This is a genomic window from Bradyrhizobium sp. PSBB068 (assembly GCA_016839165.1).
Classification (GTDB): domain Bacteria; phylum Pseudomonadota; class Alphaproteobacteria; order Rhizobiales; family Xanthobacteraceae; genus Bradyrhizobium.
Genome location: CP069300.1, coordinates 1,792,649 through 1,815,722, shown reverse-complemented (window position 1 = coordinate 1,815,722; position 23,074 = coordinate 1,792,649). Strand labels below are relative to the sequence as shown.

The 23,074-nt window shown below is 65.9% G+C and carries 15 protein-coding genes; 1 reads left to right on the top strand and 14 read right to left on the bottom strand.

The features are described from left to right. Positions 1-32 precede the first annotated feature (32 nt). The 7 genes from JQ507_08510 to JQ507_08480 all read right to left on the bottom strand — a co-directional run bounded on the left by JQ507_08510 (position 33) and on the right by JQ507_08480 (position 11,565). On the bottom strand, positions 33-3,335 hold the full coding sequence (locus JQ507_08510) for an ATP-grasp domain-containing protein (GenBank protein ID QRI71499.1): 3,303 nt from the start codon (positions 3,333-3,335) through the stop codon (positions 33-35). 230 nt (positions 3,336-3,565) lie between these two features. Next, positions 3,566-4,450 (bottom strand): ABC transporter permease, encoded by an 885-nt coding sequence (locus tag JQ507_08505; protein QRI71498.1) that lies wholly within the window; start codon positions 4,448-4,450, stop codon positions 3,566-3,568. Further along, positions 4,447-5,403: an ABC transporter permease gene (locus JQ507_08500; protein QRI71497.1), complete on the bottom strand. Its 957-nt coding sequence runs from the start codon at positions 5,401-5,403 to the stop codon at positions 4,447-4,449. Before JQ507_08500 ends, JQ507_08505 begins: the two co-directional genes overlap by 4 nt. A 102-nt stretch (positions 5,404-5,505) precedes the next feature. After that, complete coding sequence (locus JQ507_08495; GenBank protein ID QRI71496.1) at positions 5,506-7,053, bottom strand: peptide ABC transporter; 1,548 nt, start codon at positions 7,051-7,053, stop codon at positions 5,506-5,508. Continuing rightward, a complete protein-coding gene (locus tag JQ507_08490; GenBank protein QRI71495.1) occupies positions 7,050-8,069 on the bottom strand; it encodes an ABC transporter ATP-binding protein in 1,020 nt (339 codons plus the stop codon). Before JQ507_08490 ends, JQ507_08495 begins: the two co-directional genes overlap by 4 nt. Then, the gene (locus JQ507_08485) at positions 8,066-9,142 is read right to left on the bottom strand and encodes an ABC transporter ATP-binding protein (protein QRI71494.1); all 1,077 of its coding nucleotides are present in this window, start codon (positions 9,140-9,142) and stop codon (positions 8,066-8,068) included. The genes JQ507_08490 and JQ507_08485 overlap by 4 nt, the downstream gene beginning before the upstream one ends. Further along, positions 9,142-11,565 (bottom strand): CoA transferase, encoded by a 2,424-nt coding sequence (locus JQ507_08480; protein QRI71493.1) that lies wholly within the window; start codon positions 11,563-11,565, stop codon positions 9,142-9,144. The genes JQ507_08485 and JQ507_08480 overlap by 1 nt, the downstream gene beginning before the upstream one ends. A gap of 245 nt (positions 11,566-11,810) precedes the next feature. On the opposite strand from JQ507_08480, the gene JQ507_08475 reads away from it, so the two are divergent. Next, positions 11,811-13,025 carry a mandelate racemase/muconate lactonizing enzyme family protein gene (locus tag JQ507_08475; GenBank protein ID QRI71492.1) on the top strand — a complete coding sequence of 405 codons (1,215 nt, stop codon included), beginning with the start codon at positions 11,811-11,813 and terminating at the stop codon, positions 13,023-13,025. Positions 13,026-13,198: 173 nt separating this feature from the next. Here the strand turns inward: JQ507_08475 and JQ507_08470 are convergent, their stop codons facing one another. The 7 genes from JQ507_08470 to JQ507_08440 all read right to left on the bottom strand — a co-directional run bounded on the left by JQ507_08470 (position 13,199) and on the right by JQ507_08440 (position 23,046). Next, a complete protein-coding gene (locus JQ507_08470; protein QRI71491.1) occupies positions 13,199-14,440 on the bottom strand; it encodes an ABC transporter substrate-binding protein in 1,242 nt (413 codons plus the stop codon). Between the two features lie 106 nt (positions 14,441-14,546). Continuing rightward, positions 14,547-16,586, bottom strand: coding sequence for a hydantoinase/oxoprolinase family protein (locus JQ507_08465; GenBank protein QRI71490.1), 2,040 nt, complete (start codon positions 16,584-16,586; stop codon positions 14,547-14,549). A 7-nt stretch (positions 16,587-16,593) separates the two neighbouring features. Further along, positions 16,594-18,234 (bottom strand): hydantoinase B/oxoprolinase family protein, encoded by a 1,641-nt coding sequence (locus tag JQ507_08460; GenBank protein ID QRI73258.1) that lies wholly within the window; start codon positions 18,232-18,234, stop codon positions 16,594-16,596. 47 nt (positions 18,235-18,281) lie between these two features. Continuing rightward, the gene (locus tag JQ507_08455) at positions 18,282-19,541 is read right to left on the bottom strand and encodes an MFS transporter (GenBank protein ID QRI71489.1); all 1,260 of its coding nucleotides are present in this window, start codon (positions 19,539-19,541) and stop codon (positions 18,282-18,284) included. A 255-nt stretch (positions 19,542-19,796) separates the two neighbouring features. After that, a complete protein-coding gene (locus JQ507_08450) occupies positions 19,797-20,642 on the bottom strand; it encodes a methyltransferase (protein QRI71488.1) in 846 nt (281 codons plus the stop codon). A gap of 371 nt (positions 20,643-21,013) precedes the next feature. Further along, the gene (locus JQ507_08445; protein ID QRI71487.1) at positions 21,014-21,955 is read right to left on the bottom strand and encodes an ABC transporter substrate-binding protein; all 942 of its coding nucleotides are present in this window, start codon (positions 21,953-21,955) and stop codon (positions 21,014-21,016) included. Continuing rightward, complete coding sequence (locus tag JQ507_08440; protein QRI71486.1) at positions 21,952-23,046, bottom strand: LLM class flavin-dependent oxidoreductase; 1,095 nt, start codon at positions 23,044-23,046, stop codon at positions 21,952-21,954. Before JQ507_08440 ends, JQ507_08445 begins: the two co-directional genes overlap by 4 nt. Positions 23,047-23,074: the final 28 nt, after the last annotated feature.

Here is a 23,074-nt window from a genome sequence, read left to right as displayed (position 1 = left end):
TCGCCAGGACGACACCGAATATTCAACTGCCATCACCACGCATCAATACACGGCCGCTTCCGCGTCGCGCGCGGCTCCGGCTTCGGCACCGAGCGCAGGCCGGCCATGATCCAGTGTCGCGTGTCGGCGGGATCGATCACCTCGTCGATCTCAAGCACCGAGGCGATCGAGACCGCCTTGCCGTTGGCGTAGAGCTCGGCGACCTTGGTCTGGAAATACTTCTCGCGCTCGACCGGGTCCTCGATCGCCTCCATCTCCTTGCGGAAGCCGAGCCGGACATAGCCCTCGAGGCCCATGCCGCCGAACTCGCCGGTCGGCCACGCCACCGTGAAGAACGAAGCGTGGAAGCCGCCGCCGATCATCGACTGCGCGCCGAGGCCGTAGCCCTTGCGCAGCACGATGCCGAACAGCGGCACCGTGATGCTGGCGCCGGTGACGAACATCCGCGCGACATGGCGCACGATCGCAGTCTTCTCGGCCTCGGGCCCAACCATGAAGCCCGGCGTGTCGCACAGCGAGACGATCGGGATATCGAACGCATCGCACAGCTGCATGAAGCGCGCGGCCTTGTCGCCGGCCGGCGCATCGATCGCGCCGCCGAGGTGCTTCGGATTGTTGGCGATCAGGCCGAACGGCTTGCCTTCGATGCGGATGAAGGCGGTGATCATGCCGACGCCGAAATCGCGCCGGATCTCCAGCACAGAGTCTTCGTCCGCGATCAGGTCGATGACATTGCGGATGTCGTAGACCCGAAGACGGTTCTCCGGAATCGCGCGGCGCAGCAGCCGCTGGTCCGGCGCCTTCCAGTCGGCGACGGCGCCCTGGAAGTAGGACAGATATTTCTGCGCCACCGCCGTGGCCTCTTCCTCGTCCTCGACCAGGATGTCGATCACGCCGTTCGGCGACTGGAAGGAAACCGGGCCGACCTCGGCCGGATGATAGACGCCGAGCCCGCCGCCCTCGATCATCGCCGGGCCGCCCATGCCGATCGAGGCATTTTTGGTGGCGATGATGACGTCGCAGACGCCGAGCATCGCGGCGTTGCCGGCGAAGCAATAGCCCGAGACCACGCCGACCACCGGCACCAGTCCCGAGAGTTTTGCGAACTGCACGAAGGACGGACCGTCGAGGCCGGTCATGCCGAGCCGGTCGGTATCGCCGGGACGGCCGCCGCCGCCCTCGGCGTAGAACACCAGCGGAAGCCGCCACTGCTCGGTCAGCGACAGCATGCGGTCGATCTTCTTGTGGTTCATATGGCCCTGGGTGCCGGCCAGCACGGTGTAATCGTAGGAGATCACCATGCAGCGCGCGCCTTCGGGACCGAAATGCCCCGCATTGACGGTGGCGACGCCCGCGATCAGACCGTCGGCCGGGGTGTTCTTGATCAGGTCCTCGACCTTGCGGCGGCGACGCTGGGCCGCGATCGCGAGCGAACCGTATTCGACGAACGAGCCCTCATCGACCAGCTGCGCGATGTTCTCGCGCGCGGTGCGCTGGTTGGTCTTGCGGCGGCGCTCTACCGAAGCCGGACGATTCTCGTCCAGCGTGATCGCCTTGCGCGCGATCAGCTCGGCGAGATCGGGACGGATGTGATCGAGATCGATCGCGGCCTCTTCCGCCGCGTGATGGCCATCGACCTCGGCCGGCTCGAGATACAGGATCGGATCGCCATGCATCAACGTGACGCCGACGCCGCCCGCGATCTTCGTCACCCGGCCGCCATGCGGTGCTGCGACCAGATGCTCCATCTTCATCGATTCCAGCACCGCAATCTGCTGGCCGGGTCGCACCAGATCACCTTCCGCGACCTCGATCGCCACGATCGTGCCCTGCAGCGGCGCGGGTACCGGGAGCGATCCTTCCGGGGCGGCTTCGATGACAACGGCCTTCGTCGCGGCCGCCTCGCTCACCTCGAGCAGCGGCGCGGCATGTTCCTTCGCGGCGCCGACCAACGCCGCCACGTGGGTATCGATGAAGTTGGTGCTGATCTTGTTCCGGGCAAAGCTCTGATGCACCAGGATGGCGCCGAGCAAGGGGATGTTGGTGGCGACGCCGCCGATGCGGAATTCCCGCAAGGTGCGCGCCGCCTTGTGCACCACGTCGGTCCATTTCGGGCTCGGCGAATGCACGATGACTTTTGCCAGCAGCGAGTCGAACGCGGCGCTGGTCCGGTAGCCGGAATAGCCGAACGTATCGACCCGGACGCCGGGCCCGGACGGCAGGTCGAACACGCTGAGCGTGCCCCCGGTCGGCTTCGTCAGCCCCTTCTCGTCCATCACCTCCATATTGACGCGAATCTGCATCGCATAGCCGCGCGGCAGCGGCACGGCCGATTGCGCGAGGCCAAGCGAGGCCAGCGTGGCGCCGGCCGCGACCGCGAGCTGCGAACGCACGAGATCGACGCCGAGCACGGCCTCGGTGACGGTGTGCTCGACCTGGAGCCGCGGATTGGCCTCGATGAAGGCGAAGGCGCCCTCGCCTTCGCCGGCTTCGTCATCGACCAGGAATTCGAAGGTACCGAGATTGTCGTAGCGCGCGGCGGTCGCGAGCTGCTTTGCGGCCTCGATGATGCGCGCCCGCAGGCTCTCGCTCAGGGACGGGCTCGGCGCCACTTCGATGAGCTTCTGGTTGCGGCGCTGGATGGTGCATTCGCGCTCCCAGAGATGACTGATCGCGCCGTGGCGGTCGCCGATGATCTGCACCTCGATATGGCGGGCCTTGCGGATCAGCCGCTCGACATACACAGCATCGCTGCCGAACGCCGCCTTGGCCTCGGACTGGCAGCGCGCATAGGCTTCGTCGAGCTTGGCCAAGTCCTCGACCACGCGCATGCCGCGGCCACCGCCGCCGGCGATCGCCTTGATCATCACGGCGGCGTTCGTGCCGAGGGAGGCGAAGAACGCCTTAGCTTCGTCGAGTGAGGTTGCGCCCGAGGTGCCGGCGATGATCGGCACGCCGCATGTTTTCCCCAATTCCTTCGCCTTGGCCTTGTCGCCGAACAGATCGAGCGCTTCGGGCGACGGGCCGACGAAAGTGATCTTCTCCTCGGCGCAGCGCCGGGCAAGCTGGGTGTTCTCGCTGAGGAAACCATAGCCCGGATGCAACGCGTCGCAGCCGGCGGCCTTGGCCGCCGCGATCACGGCCTCGATGTCCAGATAGGCCCGCGCGCCACGCCCGGGGATTTCCCGCGCCTCGTCGGCCGAGCGGACATGCAGCGAAGCCGCATCATCGGCGGGATAGATCGCGACCGTGGCAAGGCCGCTATCGGCGGCGGCGCGGGCAATCCGGATCGCGATCTCACCGCGGTTGGCAATCAGCAATTTCTTGAAGGACATGGTGGTTCCGTGCGTCTCTTGGGCGACCGATAATCTTCTTCACCTCGCCCCGCTCGCGGGGAGAGGTCGAAGCCGAAGCGAAGCGTAGGGTTCGGGTGAGAGCGAGTCTCCACAAGCGAACTCGCGGACAGTCCCCCTCACCCGAAATTCGCGCTGCGTGCAAATTTCGACCTCTCCCCGCAAGCGGGGCGAGGTGAACAGGTCGCGGCAGCCCGTAAACAATTGCACAGCTAGCGATCCTTCATGGTCGGATCGAGCACGACACGCAAGGATTCGCCCAGCGCGTTGAACGCCAGTGAGACGACGAGAATGGCAAGGCCCGGCGCATACATCTGCTCAGGCGCAATTTCCATATATTGATAGGCACGCGCCAGCATGGCGCCCCAGCTCGGATCCGGCGGCTGGATGCCTAGGCCGAGAAACGACAGACTGGCCTCCGCGAGCAGCGCGGCAGCCAGCAGCAATGTCACCTGCACGATGACCGGCTGCAAGGTGTTCGGCAGCACGTGGCGCCACAGGATGTGCCAGGTCGGCGCGCCGAAGCCTCTGGACGCATCGACATAGAGCTCTTGCCGCACAATCAGCGTGCGGGCGCGGACGATGCGCGCCAGTGCCGGAAACATCGTGATGCCGATCGCGATCATGCCGTTGGTGAGCCCGATGCCGAGCGCGCCGGTGACCGCGATCGCCAGCACGATGGCCGGGAATGACAGGAAGGTGTCGATGATGCGGCTGACGACGTCGTCGATCCAGCCACCAAAATAGCCGGCGATCAGGCCGACCGGCAGCCCGATCAGGACCGCAACGCCGACCGCGAGCAGGCTGGCGTAGACGGTCGCCGGCGCGCCGTAGATCAGGCGCGAGAACACATCGCGGCCGAGATCGTCGGTCCCAAGCAGATGCAGTTGTCCCGGCGGTGCCAGCATGTTGTTGACGTCCTGCGCGGTCGGCGCATAGGGCGCAATCCAAGGCGCGCCGATCGCGACGATGACGAGCACCGATAGCACCAGGATCGACAGCGCGGCTCTGAGATCGCCGGCGAGCCAGCGCAGCAAACGCCGCAGCCGGGACGGCTTGGCCGGTGCTTTGAGGGATGCGAGCGCCGTGTCGGTCATTGCTCGATCCTCGGATCGACCGCGGCGCACAAGAGGTCGGTAATCAGATTGACCGCGATTACCACCACCACCATGGTGAAGACGACGCCCTGCACGATCGGGAAATCGCGCTGAATCGCGCCGCGCACGATCAGGCTGCCGAGGCCGGGGATCGCGAACACCGCCTCAATCACGACGGTCGCCGCCAGCATGCGGTTGACCAGCAGACTGATGATCGTGAGCAGGTTGACGCCGACATTCTTCAAACCGTGCTGCCAGAGGATGCGGGACATCGACAGGCCCTTGGCGTGCAGGGTGCGGACATATTGCGACGACAGCACCTCGAGCAACGCGCCGCGCAGCTGGCGCGCCACCTCCGCCATGCCGTAGGCTGCGATCGCAATCCCCGGCAGCAGCGCGTGCCTGATCGCATCGATCGGCGAGACGCTGAAGGATTTCGCGCCGGTCGCCGGCAGCCAGTTCAGCTTCAGCGAGAACTCCGCCACCAGTATCATCGCGAGCCAGAAGCCGGGCACGGCGACGCCGAGCGAGGCGATCATGCTGATCAGCTTGTCGATCCAGCCATTCGGCTTGATCGCGGCGATCACGCCCATCGGGATGCCGGTCAACAGCGCCAGCAGCAGCGCGATCACGACGATCAGCAGCGTGTTCGGGAAGGCGCGGCCGATGGAATCGGCGACCTTCTCGCCGGTCAGCAGCGATTGCGAGAGATCGCCCTGCACGACATGGCCGAGCCAGGCGCCATATTGCACCAGGAACGGCCGGTCGAGGCCGTAGAGCTGCCTGATCTCGGTGATCCGCGCATCGGTGGCGTTGTCGCCCGCCAGGGTCACGGCGATGTCGCCGGGCACCAGCTTGAGCAGCGCGAACACCATCAGGGTCGCAAGCAGTATCACGGGCAGCGCCTGCAACAGGCGGCTGCCGATGACCTTGACCGGTGACCGTCGCGCCATCGCTAAAGCACGATGAAATTATGATGGAACATCATCGTGCTTTAGCTCCTTTTTTGAGCATGATCATTTTCGGAAAACCGCTTCGCACTTTTCCGGATCATGCTAGCTTTCCAGCCAGACGTCGTCGTATTTCGGCTTGCCGAGCAGGTTGGGCCGATAGCCCTGCACCTTCTTGTTCATGGCGACCAGCTCGAACTGGAACGCCAGCGGCACCACCAAGGCATTCTCCATGACCAGCCGCTGCACGGTTGAGAACGCCTTGCGCCTGACCTCGATATCTTCGGACGCGCGCGACTCCTTGATCGCGGCCTCGAGCTCCGGCGGGACCGGCGCGCGGCCGGCATTATAATAGGCGTCCTTGGTGAACATCAGCGAATAGGTCAGGCTCGGGTCGGGCCGTCCGGTCCAGGCCGAGAGCAACCCGGCCCCCTTCTTCTCCGCACCGAAGAAGGCCGCAGACGCTTCCGCGACCGTGCCGTTGACGAACTTCACGTTGATACCGGCCTTGCGCAATTGCTCGATCAGGATTTCTTCGCGCTGCACCGAATCCTGATCGGTGTAGCCGCCGATCTCGATCGCGGTGCCCTCCTTGAAGCCGGCTTCGGCGAGCAGCTTGCGCGCCTTGTCCGGATCGTAAGGATAAAGTTTTGCGACCTCGGCATCATAGGCCCAGTGCGACTTGGGCAGGTTCATGTAGGCCGGCTCGGCGAGGCCGGCGAGCGCGGCCTTGGCGAAGGCTTCGCGGTCGATCGCGAAGTTCAGCGCCTGGCGGACCTTGACGTTGTCGAACGGCGGCTTCGCCCAGTTGAGGAAGATCTGGAACACGTAGAGTGTCGGGCCGTGCACCACCTTGACGCTCGAGGCACGCTCGATGATCGCCTTCTGCCGCGGCGGCAGCTGATAGATCAGATCGTTCTGGCTCGCGGAGACCGAACGCGCGCCGGTGGTGAGTTCTGGAATGATCGAGAATTCGATGCCGTCGGGATACGGCCGGTTCGGCTTCCAGTATTTCTCGTTGCGCTTGACCACGATCTTCTCGCCGTCGGCCCAGCTCACGAACGCATAGGCGCCGGCGCCGACCGGCTTGCGGGTCACGACGCCGCCCTCGGCCACCTTCAAGGCCGTCGGCGACACCATCATGCCGGCGCGATCGGAGAGGATGCCAGGCAGCGCGGTGTCCGGCGTTTTCAGCTTCAGCGTCACCTGCTGCGGCCCGGTGACCACGACCGCGTCGACCGAGAGCAGATCGGCCTTGATGTTCGACTTCGCATCGCTCCGGTTGCGATCGAGGTTGAACTTGACGGCCTCCGCATCGAGCGGCGTGCCGTCATGGAAGGTGACGCCGGAGCGGATGTTGAGCACCAGCGTATTGGGATCGGTGAACTTCCAGCTCTCGGCAAGCCCCGGCTTCGGCTTCAGCGTCTCGAATTCCCATTCGACCAGCGTGTCGTACATCGTGAACAGGAAGGCGTGGTCGGAGCCGGCGCCGCCGGTGGCGGGATCGAGGCTCGACGGATTGGCCGGCGCGGAGATCCGCAACGTGCCGCCCTTCTTCGGCGCGGCTTGCGCGAATGCGCGGCCGCCGAGCGTGGTGCCCGCCAGCGCAGCCGAGATCAGCGCCATGGCCTCGCGTCGGGTCGTCATCGTCATGGCGTTGTCTCCGGTACGTTGTTCGAAAAAATCGGGCGGTCGGCGAAATGGCAGGCCACCCAGTGATCGGGCTTCAGCTCGCGCCATTCCGGCACGCGCTCGGTGCAGAGCGGCTGCGCATGCGGGCAGCGGGTGCGGAAACGACAACCCGACGGCGGATCGATCGGGCTCGGCACCTCGCCTTGCAGCACGATCCGGCTCTCCTGCCGCATCGACGACGGCAGCGGCCGCGGCTCGGCCGAGAGCAGCGCGATGGTGTAGGGATGCAGCGGCCGCTCGGCGACCTCCCCGGTCGGGCCGAGCTCGACGAACTGGCCGAGATACATCACCGCGACGCGCTCGCTGATATGCGACACCACCGCGAGATCATGGGTGATGAAGACGTAGGTCAGCCCGAGATCGCGCTGCAGATCAGCGAACAGATTGAGCACGTCGCCGCGGATCGACATGTCTAGCGCCGCCACCACCTCGTCGCAGACGATCAGTTTCGGCTTCAAGGTCAACGCGCGGGCGATCACCACGCGCTGCTTCTGGCCGCCGGACAGCTGGTGCGGATAGCGCTCGCCGAACTCCTGCGGCAGCCCGACGCGCTCCAGCGCTTCCCGCGCCTGCCGCTCGCGCGCGGCGCGGTCGCCGATACGGGCGAGCTCCAGCGGCTCCAGCACCGAGGCGAGGATGGTCATGCGCGGGTTCAGCGCCGCGTTCGGATCCTGGAAGATGATCTGGTAATCGCGGCGATGGTGCTGGAATTGTCCGCGCGACAGCGCCAGCGGATCGATGCCGTCGTGCAGGATCGAGCCGGCGCTGGGCTTCAGCAGGAACACCAGCGCGCGGCCGATCGTGGTCTTGCCCGAACCGGACTCGCCGATGATGCCGAAAGTCTCGCCGCGACGGACGTCGAAATTGACGCCGTCGACCGCCTTCACGGTGGCGCGGCGGTCCGAGGTCTGGAAGCGGACCTGGAGGTCGCGCACCGAGACGATGGCGTCGCGGCGCTGTTCTGAAGCTGCGGTCATTGCGTCGCGACCTTCGCGGCAACCTGCGCATCCGGCGGATGCAGTGCACCTGGCAGATTGAGCTCGGCAAAGCGATGGCAGCGCACTCTTCTGCCGCCGCCGGCATCCTGCAGCTTTTGCTCGGCCTCGCAGCCTTTGGCCGCATGCGCGCAACGGGCGCGGAAGCGGCAGCCGGCCGGCATCTCTGATATCGACGGCACCCGGCCCCGGATCGACGGCAGCCGGCCGTGACGCGGGCTCAAATGCGGCAGCGAGCGCAACAGGCCCGACGTATAGGGATGCAGCGGTCGCACCAGCGCCTCGTCGACGGTGGCATCCTCGATCACCTCGCCGGCATACATCGTGATCATCCGCGTGCAGGTCTCGGCGACGACGCCGAGATCGTGGGTGATCAGCATCAGCGCGGTCTTCGAGGTCTCGCTGATGTCACGCAGCAGTTCGAGGATCTGCGCCTGCACGGTGACGTCGAGCGCGGTGGTCGGCTCGTCCGCGATCAAGAGCTGCGGCCCGCAGATCAGGCTGGCTGCGATCATCACGCGCTGGCGCATGCCGCCAGAGAGTTGGTGCGGGTAATCGTCGATCCGCCGCTCCGGCGAGGCGATACCGACCCGGCGAAGCATCTCCAGCGTCTTCGTACGCGCCTCCTCATAGGAAACATCGCTATGCACGCGCAGCGTCTCGGCGATCTGGTGGCCGACGGTGAACACCGGGTCGAGCGCGCTCATGGGCTCCTGGAAGATCATCGCGATGCGCTTGCCGCGGATGGCGCGCATCTGCCGCGCGCTGCAGGACGCCAGATCGATGCCGTCGAACAGGATCTTGCCGTCGAGCCCGGCGAAATTGCCCGGCAACAGGCGCAGGATCGACAGCCCGGTGATGGTCTTGCCGCAGCCGCTCTCGCCGACGATGCCGATGCGCTCGCCGGGCGCGACGTCGAAGTCGATTCCGCGCGTCGCCTGCCAGATGCCTTGCGCGGTCCTGAAACGGATGCCGAGCCCGCGCACGGACAGCAGCGGCCGCACGCCATCGCGCGCGCCCTCCGCCTTGCGCTGTGCCGGTGGCGCTGCTCCCATCAGCCCGCCGCCCGCTTCTTCTCTTTCACCAGCTGCTCCTCCATCAGCATCTCGGTGCCGATGATGCCATCGCGGCTGAGCTCCTCGAGCTCGGCGTCGGACAGGCCGAGCATGCCGCCAAGAATTTCCCGGTTGTGCTCGCCGAGCGTCGGCGGCACCGAGCGGATCGCGAACGGCGCGTCGCCTTCACGGAACGGCATCGATGGCTGCGGATGCCGTCCGATGAAGGCGCGGTCGACCTGCTGGATGAAGCCGCGGGCGTGGAGCTGCGGATCCTTCAACAGATCGATCGGCAGCCGCGCCACGCCGGATGCAACACCAGCGGATTGCAGCGCGGCCATCGCCGCATCGGCATCGCGCGCGGAGGTCCAGGCCGTGATCGCAGCCTCGATCTCGGCCTCGATGGCACGACGGCCCGCGGCAGTCCTGAGCTTTTGGTCTGCCGCCCAATCCTCGCGGCCGAGCAGTCGCGCAAGTTTGAGCCACATCGCGTCGTCGGAGACCGCGACCACGATCCAGTTGTCCTCGCCATTGCAGCGGAAGCAGCCATGCGGCACGAAATCCGGATGGCGGTTGCCGTATTTCGAAGGCTGCTTGCCGTCGATCGAATGCGCGACGATCCAGGGCGCTGCGAACGGCATCATGCATTCGATCTGGGCGAGATCGATGAACTGGCCCTGCCCCGTGAGTTTGGCGTGGATCAGCGCGGTCAGCACCGCGACGGCGCCATTGAGGCCGCCGACGGCGTCACCGAACGCGGTATGGCTCATGACCGGCGGCCCGCCGGCATCGCCGACCACGCTCGGCAGGCCCGAGCCTTGCTCAAGGGTCGATCCATAGGCCCGGCAATCGCGATGCACGCTGCCGGCGCCGAATGCCGACATCGACATCATCACGAGCTTCGGATTGATCTTGCTCAGCACGTCGTAACCGAGCCCAAGCTTGGGCAGCACCTCGACCGAATAATTGTCGACCACGAGGTCGGCATCGGCGAGCAGCCGCTTTGCAAGTGCCAGCCCCTTCGGCCGGGTCAGGTCGAGCGTGATGCCGCGCTTGTTGCGGTTCATGATGCAGTAGCGCACCGACTTCTCGTACATCTGCTCCAGCACATAGGCCGGGCGCCGATCAACGCCGCGCCACCAGTCCGGATACTGCGTCGCCTCGATCTTGATGACGTCGGCGCCGAGATCGGCGAGCGTGCGGGTACAGATCGGTCCGGCCCAGCCCATCGAGAAATCGACGACGCGGATGCCTTCGAGCGGCAACCGAATGGTCGGAGCCGGCTTCGGCGTGGGCAGGCGCGGCGCGGCCTCGAGCCTCGCCTGCTGCTCGCCGATATCGGGCACGCGGCCACCGCGCCGCGGCGGCGTTGCCGTCAGCCGCTGCATCGTGCCGGCGCTGAAACCAGCCTCGTTGCCGACCGCGATCGGCACGATGGCGCCGCGGGCGCGCTTCTCCTCGTCGGCGATGAGGTCCGATATCTCCGGCACCGGCACGATCGGGATCTTGCGCTTGAGACCCTCGGTGAACCATTCCTGCGCGGTGCGCTGCTTCAGCTTCGGCAGGATCTTGCCTTCGATCTCGGCGACGCGTTGCAACCGGTCGACGCCCATGACCAGCGTCGGATCGTCGCGCAATTCATTCAGCCCGAGCATTTCGCAGAACGCGCGCCACTGCGCCGGGGTCACCGTGGTGACGCCGAGCCAGCCTTGCCTCGTCTCGTAGATGCCGACCGGAAAAGTCGGCCAGAACCGGTTGACCCCGATCCGCCGCATGATGTCGCCGCGCTGGAACGCCTCGAACATGATGTATTCGGTGACCGCGATAGAGGCTTCGAACAGGCTGAGATGGCTTTCGCGCCCGCGCCCGTCCTGCATGCGGCCGAGCACCGATGCGGCTGCCGCGATGAAGCCCCACAGCCCGCCCAGGATGCCGACCTGGAAGTCCGGCGCGTGCATCGGCGGCCCCTGCTCGGGTCCGACCAGCTTCACGAGTCCGGTCAGCGCGCGGATCGTGGAATCGGTCGCGGCGAAATCGGCATAGGGTCCGCGATCGCCGAACCAGGCGAGGTCGAGATGGATCAGCCCCGGATTGTCGCGCCTGATCGTATCGAGATCGATGTCGGGACAATCGGCCGCAGCGACGCCGCGCCCGTCGAGCAAAATGTCGCAGCCTGCGATCAGCTCGTGCAGGCGCGATGCATCGCGCTGCGCGAGGACGACGCTCGATTTGTTGAAGTTGAGAAACGCGAACCACGCGCTGTGCCCTTGCGGCGTCAGCGGCGCGGTGCGGCGAAGCGGATCGCCCGCCTGCGGTTCGACCTTCTGCACATCGGCGCCGAAATCCGCGAACAGCCGCGCGCAATAGCTCGTCGCCGCCGCGCTTCCGATCTCGACAATCCGCAGATGCGACAACGCGCCCATCACGCTTCCTCGCGACAAAATGACCAGCCGATGACATCGGCTGATTCAGTTTCTTGTTGCTTGAACTTGAAGCCGCGCCGACTGTGTGATGCAAGTGGAATTTTCTTCCGCTTGACGGAATTCGCTGGATTGCCGCAGCACTTTGCAGCAAGCGTGCGTTGACGGTCTGCCGCCGTGCGGTTGACGCATTGCTCGATCCGCTATTGTGCTCCCTTCAACCATCAACAAGCGCGGGGCAGGAAACCATGAGCAAATCAACCACCATCAAAAGCGTCGAAACGCTCGCCTGCGATGCCGGCTGGCGGAATTATCATTTCGTCAAGGTGACGACCTCGGATGGGCTGGTCGGCTGGAGCGAGTATGACGAAGGTTTTGGCGCGCCCGGCGTGACCGCCGCGATCGAACGGCTGTCGGCGCGGGTGGTCGGCAAGAACGCGTTCGAGCACGAGCGGATTTATGTCGAGCTGTTCGCCGCGACCCGTCCCGCTGCCGGCGGCGTGGTGGCGCTGGCGTTAGGGGCCATCGAGAACGCGCTGCTCGACGTCAAGGCCAAGGCGCTCGGCGTGCCCTGCTACGATCTGCTCGGCGGCAAGATCCGCGACCGCGTGCGGGTCTACTGGTCGCATTGCGCGACCTGGCGCATCAATCACCCCGACTGGTACAAGCCGGCCATCACCGATCTCGACGGCGTCAAGGCGATCGGCGCCGAGGTGCGCGAGAAGAAATTCACGGCGATGAAGACCAACATCTTCGTCTACACCGACGGCAAGCCCGCGGGCTGGCGTCCCGGCTTCGGCGTGCCGTTCCAGCCCGAGATCAATGTCGACCGCAATGTGCTGCGCAATCTATGCATGCATCTGGAGGCGATCCGCGACGGCGCGGGGCCGGATGTCGACCTTTTGCTCGACCTCAACTTCAACGCCAAGACCGAGGGCTATCTGAATATCCTGCGCGCCATCGAGAAGATGGACATGTTCTGGGTCGAGATCGACACCTTCAACCCGCAGGCGCTCGGCTACATCCGCCGCCAGAGCCCGCACCCGATCTCGTCCTGCGAGACGCTGCTGGGCTTGCGCGAATTCCTCCCCTATTTCGCCGAGCAGGCGATGGACGTCGCGATCATCGACACGCCGTGGAACGGGGTCTGGCAATCAATGAAGATCGTCGCCGCCGCCGAGCATTTCGAGGTCAACGTCGCGCCGCATAATTTCTACGGCCATCTCTGCACCATGATGAACGCGCATTTCTGCGCGGCAGTGCCGAATTTGCGGATCATGGAGACCGACATCGATCGCCTCGCCTGGGACCACGAGCTGTTCACCCATGTGCCCGAATTCGTCGACGGCCATCTGGTGATCCCGGACCGCCCGGGCTGGGGCACCGAGCCGAACGAGGACGGCCTGCGCGCGCATCCGCCGAAGAACAAGGGCGGGCTGTTGAACTACGGGCTGAAGAAGTAGAAATCGTTGCGCCGATCCTCTCCACGTCGTCGTCCCGGCGAAGGCCGGGACCCATAACCACGAATGGGAGTGAGCCGGTGCGCTGGAGCCACAGCCCGCTATAACAACAGGCTTCGGTGGTAATGGGTCCCGGCCTTCGCCGGGACGACGCTTCCTCAACTACCGCGCCCCCCTCAATTATCCTCCCTGACAGCTGTGAACGCGCTTTCGATCACGTCGCCGATCGGCTGCCAGGCGTTGCCGTCGAACTGCACCAGCCGCATCTGCTTGATCGGACGGAAATCCTTCGGCCCGGTGTTGATCACGATCCCAGGCAGCGCGATCGGGCTCTGAAAGTTCTTCAGCGACGCCGCCTGCCGCATGATGTTGTCGCGCGACAGGTCGTCGCCGCACTGCCGCAGCACCTGCATCAGCGTGTCGGCGGCGGCATAGCCGAACACGGCGTAGATGTCGTCCTTGTCGCCGTCGGGATAGTACCTGTCCATGAAGGCGTCCCACGCCTTGATCTGCGGATCGTTCTTCCAGGCGGCGTCGCCGGCGTCCTTCAGGAACGAGGTCGAGATCACGCCGAGCGAATTCTGCAGGCCGGCGGGCCGCAGCGCGCTGGCGATCGAGGCCGATGCATTGTCGAGGATGAACACCGGATGCCAGTCGAGGTCGGCGGCGACGCGGATCGCGCGCGCCGCGATCGCCGGGGCGCCGTCGAACACCAGGATGTCGGCGCCGGAACCTTTCAGGATTCCGACCTGGTTCTGGATCGCGGTCTCCGATGCGTCGAAGGCGAGGTCGGCGACGATCATGCCCGCGGTGTCGCCGAGCCCTTCCTGCAATCCTCTGAACAGGTCACGGCCGAACTGGTCGTTCTGCCACAGCACCGCTATCTTGCGCGAGGGATAGGCGGCCTGGATGTAATTGGCATAGATCCGTCCCTCGGCGCGGAAGGTCGGCTGCCAGCCCATGGTCCAGGGAAAGCTCGTGGGATGCGCCCACTCCTCGTCGCCGGAGGCGACGAACAGCTGCGGGACCTTCCTCTCGTTGAGATATTTTCGGACCGCGAGGTTGCTCGGCGTCCCGAACGAGCCGAACATCAACAGCACGTCCTGATGCTCCACGAGATCGCGGGTCTGCTCCATCGCGGTCTTCGGATTGGAGCTGTCATCGACCGAGACGAACCTGACCTTGCGGCCGTTGATGCCGCCATGCTCGTTGACCATGTCGAAATAGGCGGCTTCCGCCCGCCCGATGGTGGCGAACGCGGCGAGCGGCCCGGTGTAGGGCATGACATTGCCGATGCGGATTTCGCTGCCGGCCGCCTCGGGCGCTGCCTGCGCCTGCTGCGCGCGCATCGGCACCGCCGCAAGAACGGCTGCGAAGACCAGCGATATCGAAAGCGCAGTTTGTCTTTTTGTTTGCATCAACATCGCCACAACGCCGGCGCAGACCGGCGCTCCCTCCCAGCGAGCGGACTTTATCGCCCAAGCCAAGGCCGGAAAAATGAAATGTTGATGGCAGAGGTGGACCTCAGCGCAATGTTATGTCCAGCCAACCCAGCGCATTGACCGTGACGCGGTCGCCATCAGCGACCAGAACCGTGGTGGTTTCGGCCTCGATAATGGCAGGACCGGCCAGCGAATGGCCCGGTTTGAGGCCATCGAGCGCATAGACCGGCACTTCACGCCAGCCACCGAGCCAGGCCTGCCGCTTGCCGCGGGGCGTGCAGGCCGCAGCCGAGCCGGCCTTTCCGGCATCGCTGCCGCGTGGCGCGACCTTGCCGACCGCGGCGACGCGGGCGTTGACGAACACCACCTCCTGCCCGCGCGAGGCGTAGGTGTAGAGCTCCTCATGGCGGCGATGGAAGCGCTCCTCGATCTGCGCCACGAGGTCAGCGGCGCCGAGATCGAGATCGCCGAGCGGCACGTCGATCTCGAACACCTGCTCGCCATAACGCATCTCGGCGGAGCGCTCGATTGCGATGTCGCCCTTGAACCAGTCGCGCAGCCGCCCCGCGGCCTGCGCTTCCAGCGCGGCAAACAAGGCGCGCACCTCGTCGGCGGAAATCCGCCCCGTACCGTAATGCGTGCGGCTGACCTCGTAGCGCAGATCGCTGGTCAGCATGCCCCAGGCCGACAGCACGGAGGCCACCGTCGGCACGATGATGCGCTTGATCTCGAGCTCGCGCGCGACCTCGGCGGCGTGCATGCCGGCCGCGCCGCCGAAGCTGAGCAGCGCGAATTTGCGGGGATCGACGCCGCGGCGCAAGGTCATCAGGCGGATGCCGTCGGCCATCTTCAGGTTGATCATCTTGTAGATGCCGGCGGCCGCCTCGATCCGCGACAGCTCGAGCGCCGCCGCAATGCGGTCAACCGCGGCTTCCGACGCGGCGCGATCGAGCGGCCGCGCGCCGCCCATGAAGGCCGCCGCATCGAGATAGCCGAGCACGACATTCGCGTCGGTGACGGTGGCAGCCGTTCCGCCGTTGCCGTAGCAGGCGGGACCCGGCACCGAGCCCGCGCTCTCCGGCCCGACCCGCAGCGTGCGGCTGCCGTCGACGCTGGCGATCGAGCCGCCGCCCGCCGCGATACTGGCGATGTCGAGGCTGCGCAGCGCGATGCGCTGGCCGGCGAGCATGCCGTCGGCCGACAGGGAGGCCTGGCCGTCAGCGATCAAGGAAATATCGGTCGAGGTGCCGCCCATGTCGAACGGCACGAGATCGGGAATCCCAAGCATCTCGGCGCAGCGGCGGCTGCCGGAGATGCCGCCGGCCGGGCCCGACAGCACGGTGCCGGCAGCGAGCCGCGAGGCTTCCTCCACCGGCGCCATGCCGCCGTGCGACAGCACGACGAACAGCGAGCCCTTGAAGCCGGCTTCATGCAGGCTGCGCTCCAGATTGGTCAGATAGCGCCGCACCGTCGGCTCGACATAGGCGTTCACGATCGTGGTCGAGACGCGCTCATATTCCTTGATCTGCGGCAGCACGTCGCTGGAGCGCGACACGCTGACATCAGGCAGTTCCTTCGCCAGCCGCTCGACCGCGGCAAGCTCATGCACCGGGTTGAGATAGGCGTGCAGGAAGCAGACCGCGACCGAATTCGCGCCGGAGCGCTTGACCTCGGCGATGACATCGCCGAGCGCGGCGGCATCGAGCGCAACAGCGGCGCTGCCGTCGGCCTTCAGCCGCTCGCGCACGCCGAAGCGGCGCTCGCGCGGCACCAGCGGCTCGGGCGGCGGCGTGCGCAGATCGTAGCGATCCGGCTTCAGGCCTTCGCGCATCTCGACGACGTCGCGATGCCCCTCGGTGGTGAGCAGCGCGACCTTGGCGCCCTTGCGTTCCAGCAACGCGTTGGTCGCAACCGTCGTGCCGTGCACCAGGCGATCGGTGGCGGCCAGCATCGCCGCGCGCGTGACGCCGAGACGCCGCGCCAGCTCTTCCAATCCGGCCATCACGCCGACCGACTGATCGGCCGGCGTGGACGGCGATTTCGCGAACACGGTTCGCCCGCTTTGATCAGTCGCAACCAGGTCGGTGTAGGTGCCGCCGACGTCAACGCCAATCGTATACATCGCTGCCCTATACCGCCTTCGAAACCAGACCTTGCGCGACGTCGCGCGCGCGCGCCTCAGCCGAGCGCTTCTCAGGCGGCCCCCAGCCGCCGCCGCCCGACGAGCGGATCTCGAGGCAATCACCGGGGCGCAGCTCTATGCCGACCTCCTTGGTCTTCAGCACGCGCGGCGCGCGGCCTTCCGACAGGAGGCGATAGTGATGCGGCTCGCCATCCTTGCCGCCGAGCATGCCGCACGGGCCGTGGCGCGCGCCGTCGCCGGCGGTGTTGCCCTTGGCCGGCCTCTCGGTCTCCAGCACCATGTCGAGCGCCACACCGAGGCCGCCGCGATGCTGGCCATCGCCGCCGGAATCCGGCCGGAACTCGTGCTGGCGGAAATGCAGCGGAAAGCGCACTTCGGCGACCTCGATGCTGCCGAATTTGAGCCCGCCCACCGAATGCCACTCGCCGATCGAGGAATAGCCGTCGCCGCCGGGCGACGCGCCGCCGCCGGGCCGCGCCTGGAACATGTGCCAGATGAAATTGCGTCCGTTGCGCGGATCCTCGCCCTGGATCGCGATGCGGAATCTTCGCCCCCAGCCACCCATCACGCGATCCGGACAGGACGCCGACATCGCCTTGATGATCGCCTCCACGATTTCGTTGGAGGGATGGCTGGTGCACAAGGTCACCGGACGGCCGGGATCGGCCCACACGATGGTGCCCTGCTTCGCCACCACTTTCAGCGGCCGCAGCGCGCCTGTGTTCTTGGGAATATCGGCGTCGATCAGATAGGCAAACGCCATCGCCACCGCAGCCTGCATGTTGGCGTGCGACGAATTGACAAAACTAGTCGACTGCGGATCGGAGCCGGTGAGATCGACCTCAATGTCGCTGCCCTTCTTGGTCACCTTGGCGGCGATCTTGATGTCGGTGCGGCCGTGGCCGTCATCGTCGAGCAGCGCCTCGCCGTAGAACACACCATCCCTCCAGGTCGACACCACGGCGCGGGTCTGCTGCTCCGTCGCATCGAGAATGGCTTCGATCGCGGCTTCGACCGTCTCGGCGCCGAATTCGCTGAACAGCTTTGCGACCCGCCGCTCGCCGAGATGCGCCGCGCCGAGCATCGCCGCGAGGTCGCCGCGGAATTCGCGGGGGTTGCGGATGTTCAAAGCCAGCAGGTCGAGCAGGTCCTCGCGCGGCTTGCCGGCCTCATAGAGCTTGATCGGCGGAATCCGGATGCCTTCCTGATAGATCTCGGTCGCCGCCGGATTGTAAGCGCCATGGGTGGCGCCGCCGATGTCGCTCTGATGCGCCCGCACGATGGTCCATAGCAGCCTTTTTCCGCCATCGAATACCGGCACGAAGGCGGTGAGATCGGGCAGATGGCTGCCGCCCTGATAGGGATCGTTGAGCAGGATGACGTCGCCCGGCGCGACATCCTTGAAGCGCTCTTCGACCGCGAGCGTCGCCCACGGCAGCGCGCCGACATGCACCGGAATGTGATCGGCCTGCGCGATCAACCGCCCGCTGGTATCGCAGATCGCCAGCGAGAAATCGCGGCTGGAATTGAGGATCTGCGAATAGGAGGTGCGAAGCATGGCTTCGCCCATCTCCTTGACGATCGACGACAGGCGGTGCTGGACGACGGAACGAGTGATCGGATCGATCTTGGCAGGCGTGGACACGTGACTTCCGGAAGCAGTGGAACAGACCGCTATCTTATCGTCACCGCCGTCGAGGTATAGACCCAAAACAGCACGACCCCGATCACCAGCGCGGCGGCGATGAACAGCAGCACGGCAGGCAGCCCGAACAGCGCCGCAACGCCGGCGGTGCTCGATTGCAACAGCGCTGCGCCGAGGAAGAACGCGAGATTGACCGACGACAGCGCCTTGCCGGTGTTCTGGGCGTCCACGAGCTGCCGCGTCATGCCATAGATCAGCGGCTGCGCCGACGTCGCCAGCCCGATCAGGATCAGCAGCACCAGGTCATATTGCGTCGGCATCACGGCAACGCCGAACAGATTCGAGACCGGGAAATGCGGCGCGCCGGCGGCCATCGCTACCAACAGCAATGCGGCGATGGCATGCGTTGCCGCCACCATGGTGCGGCGGTGCCCGAACTTGCGATCGAAGGCGCCGATGCAGGCCGGGCCGACGATCATCGCCAGCGTGAACAGGCCGAGCACGTTGCCGGCCTCGATCCGGCTCAAGCCCTTCACATCCATCAGCCACGGCCCGCCCCACAGGCCGCGCAGCACCAGCGACGCGCCGAGCGAGACCAGCGACAGCGCGATCAGCCCGCGCAGGCCGCGCGACAGGCCGAGCCGCAGCACCTCGGCCATCTGATGCAGCGGCGAGGAATCATCCGCATGCACCGCCGGCTGCCGCGGCACCAGCGCAAACACCGCGATCAGCACCGCAATTCCGAATCCAGCCGAAACCCAGAAGCCGGCCCGCCAGCCGAACTGATCGACGACGAAGGCGAGCGGGCTCGCCGACAGCAGCATGCCGATATTGCCGATCGAGAGGATCAGGCCGGACCACAAGCCGAACTTCGCCGCCGACATCTGCTTGGCGGCGAGCGTCATCGGGCACATCAGCATGCCGGAGGTGGCGATGCCGAGCATCAATTGTCCGAGCACGAAGCTCGCGGGGCCGGTGGCCAGCGCCGAGACCAGCGTCCCGACCACGGTACCGCCGAGCAGGCTCAGCGACACCGGCCGCACGCCAAAGCGGTCCATCGCGGCGCCCACCGGGATTTGCGAAGCGGCAAAGGAGAAATGATAGATCGAGGTAAGGCTCGCCAGCGCCTGCGGTGAGGTACCGAAATCCCGCGCCATCAGGTCGAGGCTGATCGCCGGGATCGTCCGCAGCAGCGTCGACAGCATGTGGGCCGAGGCCAATGCCAGGAGCGCAAGAACCAGGGCGCGGAACCCGATCCCCGCCTCCTCCTTCGTCACCACGCCGTCCATGAATCGCCCATTTCCCAAGCAGCCTTGGGGAGGGCGTAACATTATTGGGCTGATGCTGCCAACTTTATAGGCATGCGGATCGGGCTGAGCTTTCTTGCCTCTCCCGCTTGCGGGGGAGGCCGGATCGCATCGTCCGATGCGGTCCGGGTGGGGGCTCTCTCCACGACGCAACTCGTGGAGAGAGCCCCCACCCGGACCCTCCCCCCCGCAAGCGGGAGAGGGAGCGCACCGAATTTGCGGCTAACCTGATCGCGACTACTGCTTATGAAACACCAGCGTGCGGAGCTCGATGCTTTCGCGCGGCGCGGCGTCCGCCGGCGTGGTCGGATCGACGAACGCGGTGTGCGGCCCGAACCGGGTGCGGCCGTCGGTCGCCGAATCATAGCATTTCAGCAGGATCGCCTCGTCCGGCGTCATCTCGGGAATGTAGAACCAGCGGTGGTTCGGATTGTACTTCACCGAATAGGTCTCCCCGCTGCGGTTCGGGTAGATCAGGTCGGAGGCGATCAGATCCTCCGGCGCGACGGTGGTGCCGTCGGCCATCGCCAGCGGTGAATCACGCAGCGGACCGCGGATCGGGCGCCACAGATTGATCACCTGGACGCGACCTTTGACGAGCTGCTCGGCTTCGTCCGGCAGATGCTCGAACACGCGGTTGAGGCCCGACACGGCGGTCTGGTCGACATGGACGCGGGTTGCGGGCTGGCGCGGTCCGCCGCCGCGGATGTCAGCCGCCCCCTCGACGCGCTTGCGCACGGTGTGATCGAAGATGAAGACACGGTCCGCGTTCAACGTCGCCTTCAGGAAGGCTTCGACGGCGGGGTAGTAGACGTTGCGGACTTCGTTGTCGTCGTAATAGTCCTTCACGCTGGTCGGATGCTTGACCAGCGCAAAACCTTCGCGATCGAGCGAGAAGCTGTCGGCGATCAGGCGCCCGTCGAAGATCGGGACATTGTGGGGTTCGGGCAGCGCGGTGGATTTGGGTTCGCCGGGCGGCGGATCGAAAGCGTAAGTCCGGGGCTTGCCCGGCGTCGGCGCGAGGTAATTCAGTTCAGCGGTCACAAACGGCAGCGACTCGATGCGAGTTTCTTGAAGGCCCACGGTGATCTCCCGGACTCGATTGTTGGTGCTTTTGATCTTGGCGGCGGCGGCCGGGGTGACAAGGGCGCGGCGAAAATAGCAACGTTGCTGTTCCGGAATGTACGACGTGAGGAAAATCCTTGCCGTGCGGCTGGCGCGGGACGAATGGATATTTTGGTGATCACGGATTCGTTAGCGTGATGAGTGTCAGCGCATCCTCTCCACGCCCGTCGTCCTGGCGAAAGCCAGGACCCATAACCACCGAATTTGATGATGAGCGGGATAGCGGCACCAGCCTCGTCCAAAACAGACGATTGGGGTAATGGGTCCTGGCTTTCGCCAGGACGACGCTGATGGTGATTTGCAGCGCCTGCCGCCTATGCTGTCGCGCTCTACAGCCCCGCACCCTTCTCCACCGCCGCAGCAAACGAGCGATCGACAATATCGGCGGCGTTGATCTTCTGCCGGATCAGGCCCCAGCGGTCGTAGAGGTCGATGGTCTTCTGCTCGTCGGCGACCACGCCGTCGTCGATCGGCGCGATGCGGATCTTGGCGCGCGCCAGCCAGTTCACCGCAACTGCGGGCGGGATGTTCATCAGCCGGCCCCAAGTCGCAGCATAGCCCTCGACATTGTGCTGCGACCAGGCGCGCGCGGTGGCGAGGCGGCGCACGAAATCCTCGAGCTCGGCGCGCTTGGCCTTGATCGCGTCCGGGGTTGCGACCTGGAAGCCGAGGCCGGGCGTGATGCCGTCGGCCGTGATGACGCGGCGCGACTTGAACAGCACCTCTTCCTGACTCACATACGGCTCCCAGGTCGACCAGGCATCGACCGAGCCTTGCGAGTAGGCGACCTTGGCGTCCGACGGCGCGAGGAACACGATCTGCACGTCGCTCGCCTGCCAGCCCTTCGATTCCAGCGCCGCCAGGATCAGCTGATGGCCGATCGAGCCGCGGCCGGTCGCGATCTTCTTGCCGCGCAGATCGTCGAAGCTCTTGATCGCGGAATTTTCCGGCACCACGATCGCAAGCCCGTCGCGCGACTGGCGTACCGCCGCGATCGCCTTAACCGGAATTTTGGCAGCAGCCGCGAACGTGAACGGCGCATCGCCGACCAGGCCGGTGTCGATCGCGCCCGCACCCAAGGCCTCCAGCAGCGGCGCCGCCGCGGCGAACTCCTTCCACTCGATCTTGTAGGGAACGTCCTTCAAGACGCCGGCCGCTTCCATCACGGCCTGCGAATTGCCCTTCTGGTCGCCGACACGCAGGATGGTCTGCGCGGCGGCGACATCGATGGCGGCGAACACAAGCGCCGCCGCGACGATGAAGCGGATCATTCGGCGGCGATCCCGCGCTGCTGGTCGCGTGCGTCGATCAGCTTGCGGGTCAACGGGATCAGCGCGCGGCCGTAGTCGATGGCGTCGACCAGCGGATCGAAGCCGCGGATCAGGAAGTGGCTGACGCCGAGATCATAGTAATCACCGAACACTTCGGCGACCTGCTCGGGCGTGCCGACCAGCGCTGTCGTGTTGCTGTTGGCGCCGGTGAGCTTTGCGATCTCGGTCCACAGCCGCTTGTCGATGCGCTGGCCCTGATCGGCCAGCGCCAGCAGCCGCTTGGCGCCGTCGGTCGCGTGGTTGGGACGGCGGTAGCCGGTCTGGTCCTGCAGCGCGGTGGCGCGCTCGAGGATGTGTTCGGCCTTCTTCCACGCCTTCTCCTCGGTGTCGGCCAGGATCGGCCGCACCGACAGGCTGAAGCGCGGCGTCGGCCGGCCATGCTTGGCCGCGGCCGCGCGCACCCGCGCGGTGACGTCGCGCACCTGGGCGTAGGATTCGCCCCACAGCGCGAACGTATCGGCGTGCTTGCCGGCGACCTCGACCGCGGCATCCGAACCGCCGCCGACGAAGGTGTAGATGCCGCCCTTCTGCAACGGCTTCACCTGCGAGAAGCCGTTCTCGACATTGTAATACTTGCCGCTGTAGCTGAACGGCTTCTCGCTGGTCCATTCCAGCCGGACCACGTCGAGGAATTCGCTGGTGCGGGCGTAGCGCTCGTCCTTGTCGTCGAGCGTGTTGCCGTCCTGGCGCAGCTCGATCGCGTTGCCGCCGGTGATGACATGCAGCGAAACCCTGCCGCCGTAGAACTGGTCCAGCGTCGCGAGCTGGCGCGCCAACAGCGTCGGCGCAGTGAAGCCCGGACGCTGCGCGATCATCACCTTCAGCTGCTTGGTGATGGTGAGCACATGCTGCGCGACCTGCAAGGCATCGGGAGTCGTCGAATGGAACGCCAGCAGCGCGCGATCGAAGCCGGCCAGCTCATGGGCCTTGGCGACCGTCTCGATATAGGGCGGATCGAGCACCGGACCTGACCGCACGATGGTCTCGGACGCATTGTTGTTGGTGATGAAGCCGATGAACTCGACCGGCATGGCTGATAACTCCGTTGTTGTTGGCCGT

Bases quoted from the DNA above. Each gene is read 5' to 3' on its own strand.
- JQ507_08495 (QRI71496.1), bottom strand. From the start codon at position 7,053: ATGACGATGACGACCCGACGCGAGGCCATGGCGCTGATCTCGGCTGCG.
- JQ507_08485 (QRI71494.1), bottom strand. From the start codon at position 9,142: ATGGGAGCAGCGCCACCGGCACAGCGCAAGGCGGAGGGCGCGCGCGAT.
- JQ507_08445 (QRI71487.1), bottom strand. From the start codon at position 21,955: ATGATCCGCTTCATCGTCGCGGCGGCGCTTGTGTTCGCCGCCATCGAT.
- JQ507_08500 (QRI71497.1), bottom strand. From the start codon at position 5,403: ATGGCGCGACGGTCACCGGTCAAGGTCATCGGCAGCCGCCTGTTGCAG.
- JQ507_08465 (QRI71490.1), bottom strand. From the start codon at position 16,586: ATGTATACGATTGGCGTTGACGTCGGCGGCACCTACACCGACCTGGTT.
- JQ507_08490 (QRI71495.1), bottom strand. From the start codon at position 8,069: ATGACCGCAGCTTCAGAACAGCGCCGCGACGCCATCGTCTCGGTGCGC.
- JQ507_08440 (QRI71486.1), bottom strand. From the start codon at position 23,046: ATGCCGGTCGAGTTCATCGGCTTCATCACCAACAACAATGCGTCCGAG.
- JQ507_08505 (QRI71498.1), bottom strand. From the start codon at position 4,450: ATGACCGACACGGCGCTCGCATCCCTCAAAGCACCGGCCAAGCCGTCC.
- JQ507_08480 (QRI71493.1), bottom strand. From the start codon at position 11,565: ATGGGCGCGTTGTCGCATCTGCGGATTGTCGAGATCGGAAGCGCGGCG.
- JQ507_08455 (QRI71489.1), bottom strand. From the start codon at position 19,541: ATGGACGGCGTGGTGACGAAGGAGGAGGCGGGGATCGGGTTCCGCGCC.
- JQ507_08475 (QRI71492.1), top strand. From the start codon at position 11,811: ATGAGCAAATCAACCACCATCAAAAGCGTCGAAACGCTCGCCTGCGAT.
- JQ507_08510 (QRI71499.1), bottom strand. From the start codon at position 3,335: ATGTCCTTCAAGAAATTGCTGATTGCCAACCGCGGTGAGATCGCGATC.
- JQ507_08470 (QRI71491.1), bottom strand. From the start codon at position 14,440: ATGCAAACAAAAAGACAAACTGCGCTTTCGATATCGCTGGTCTTCGCA.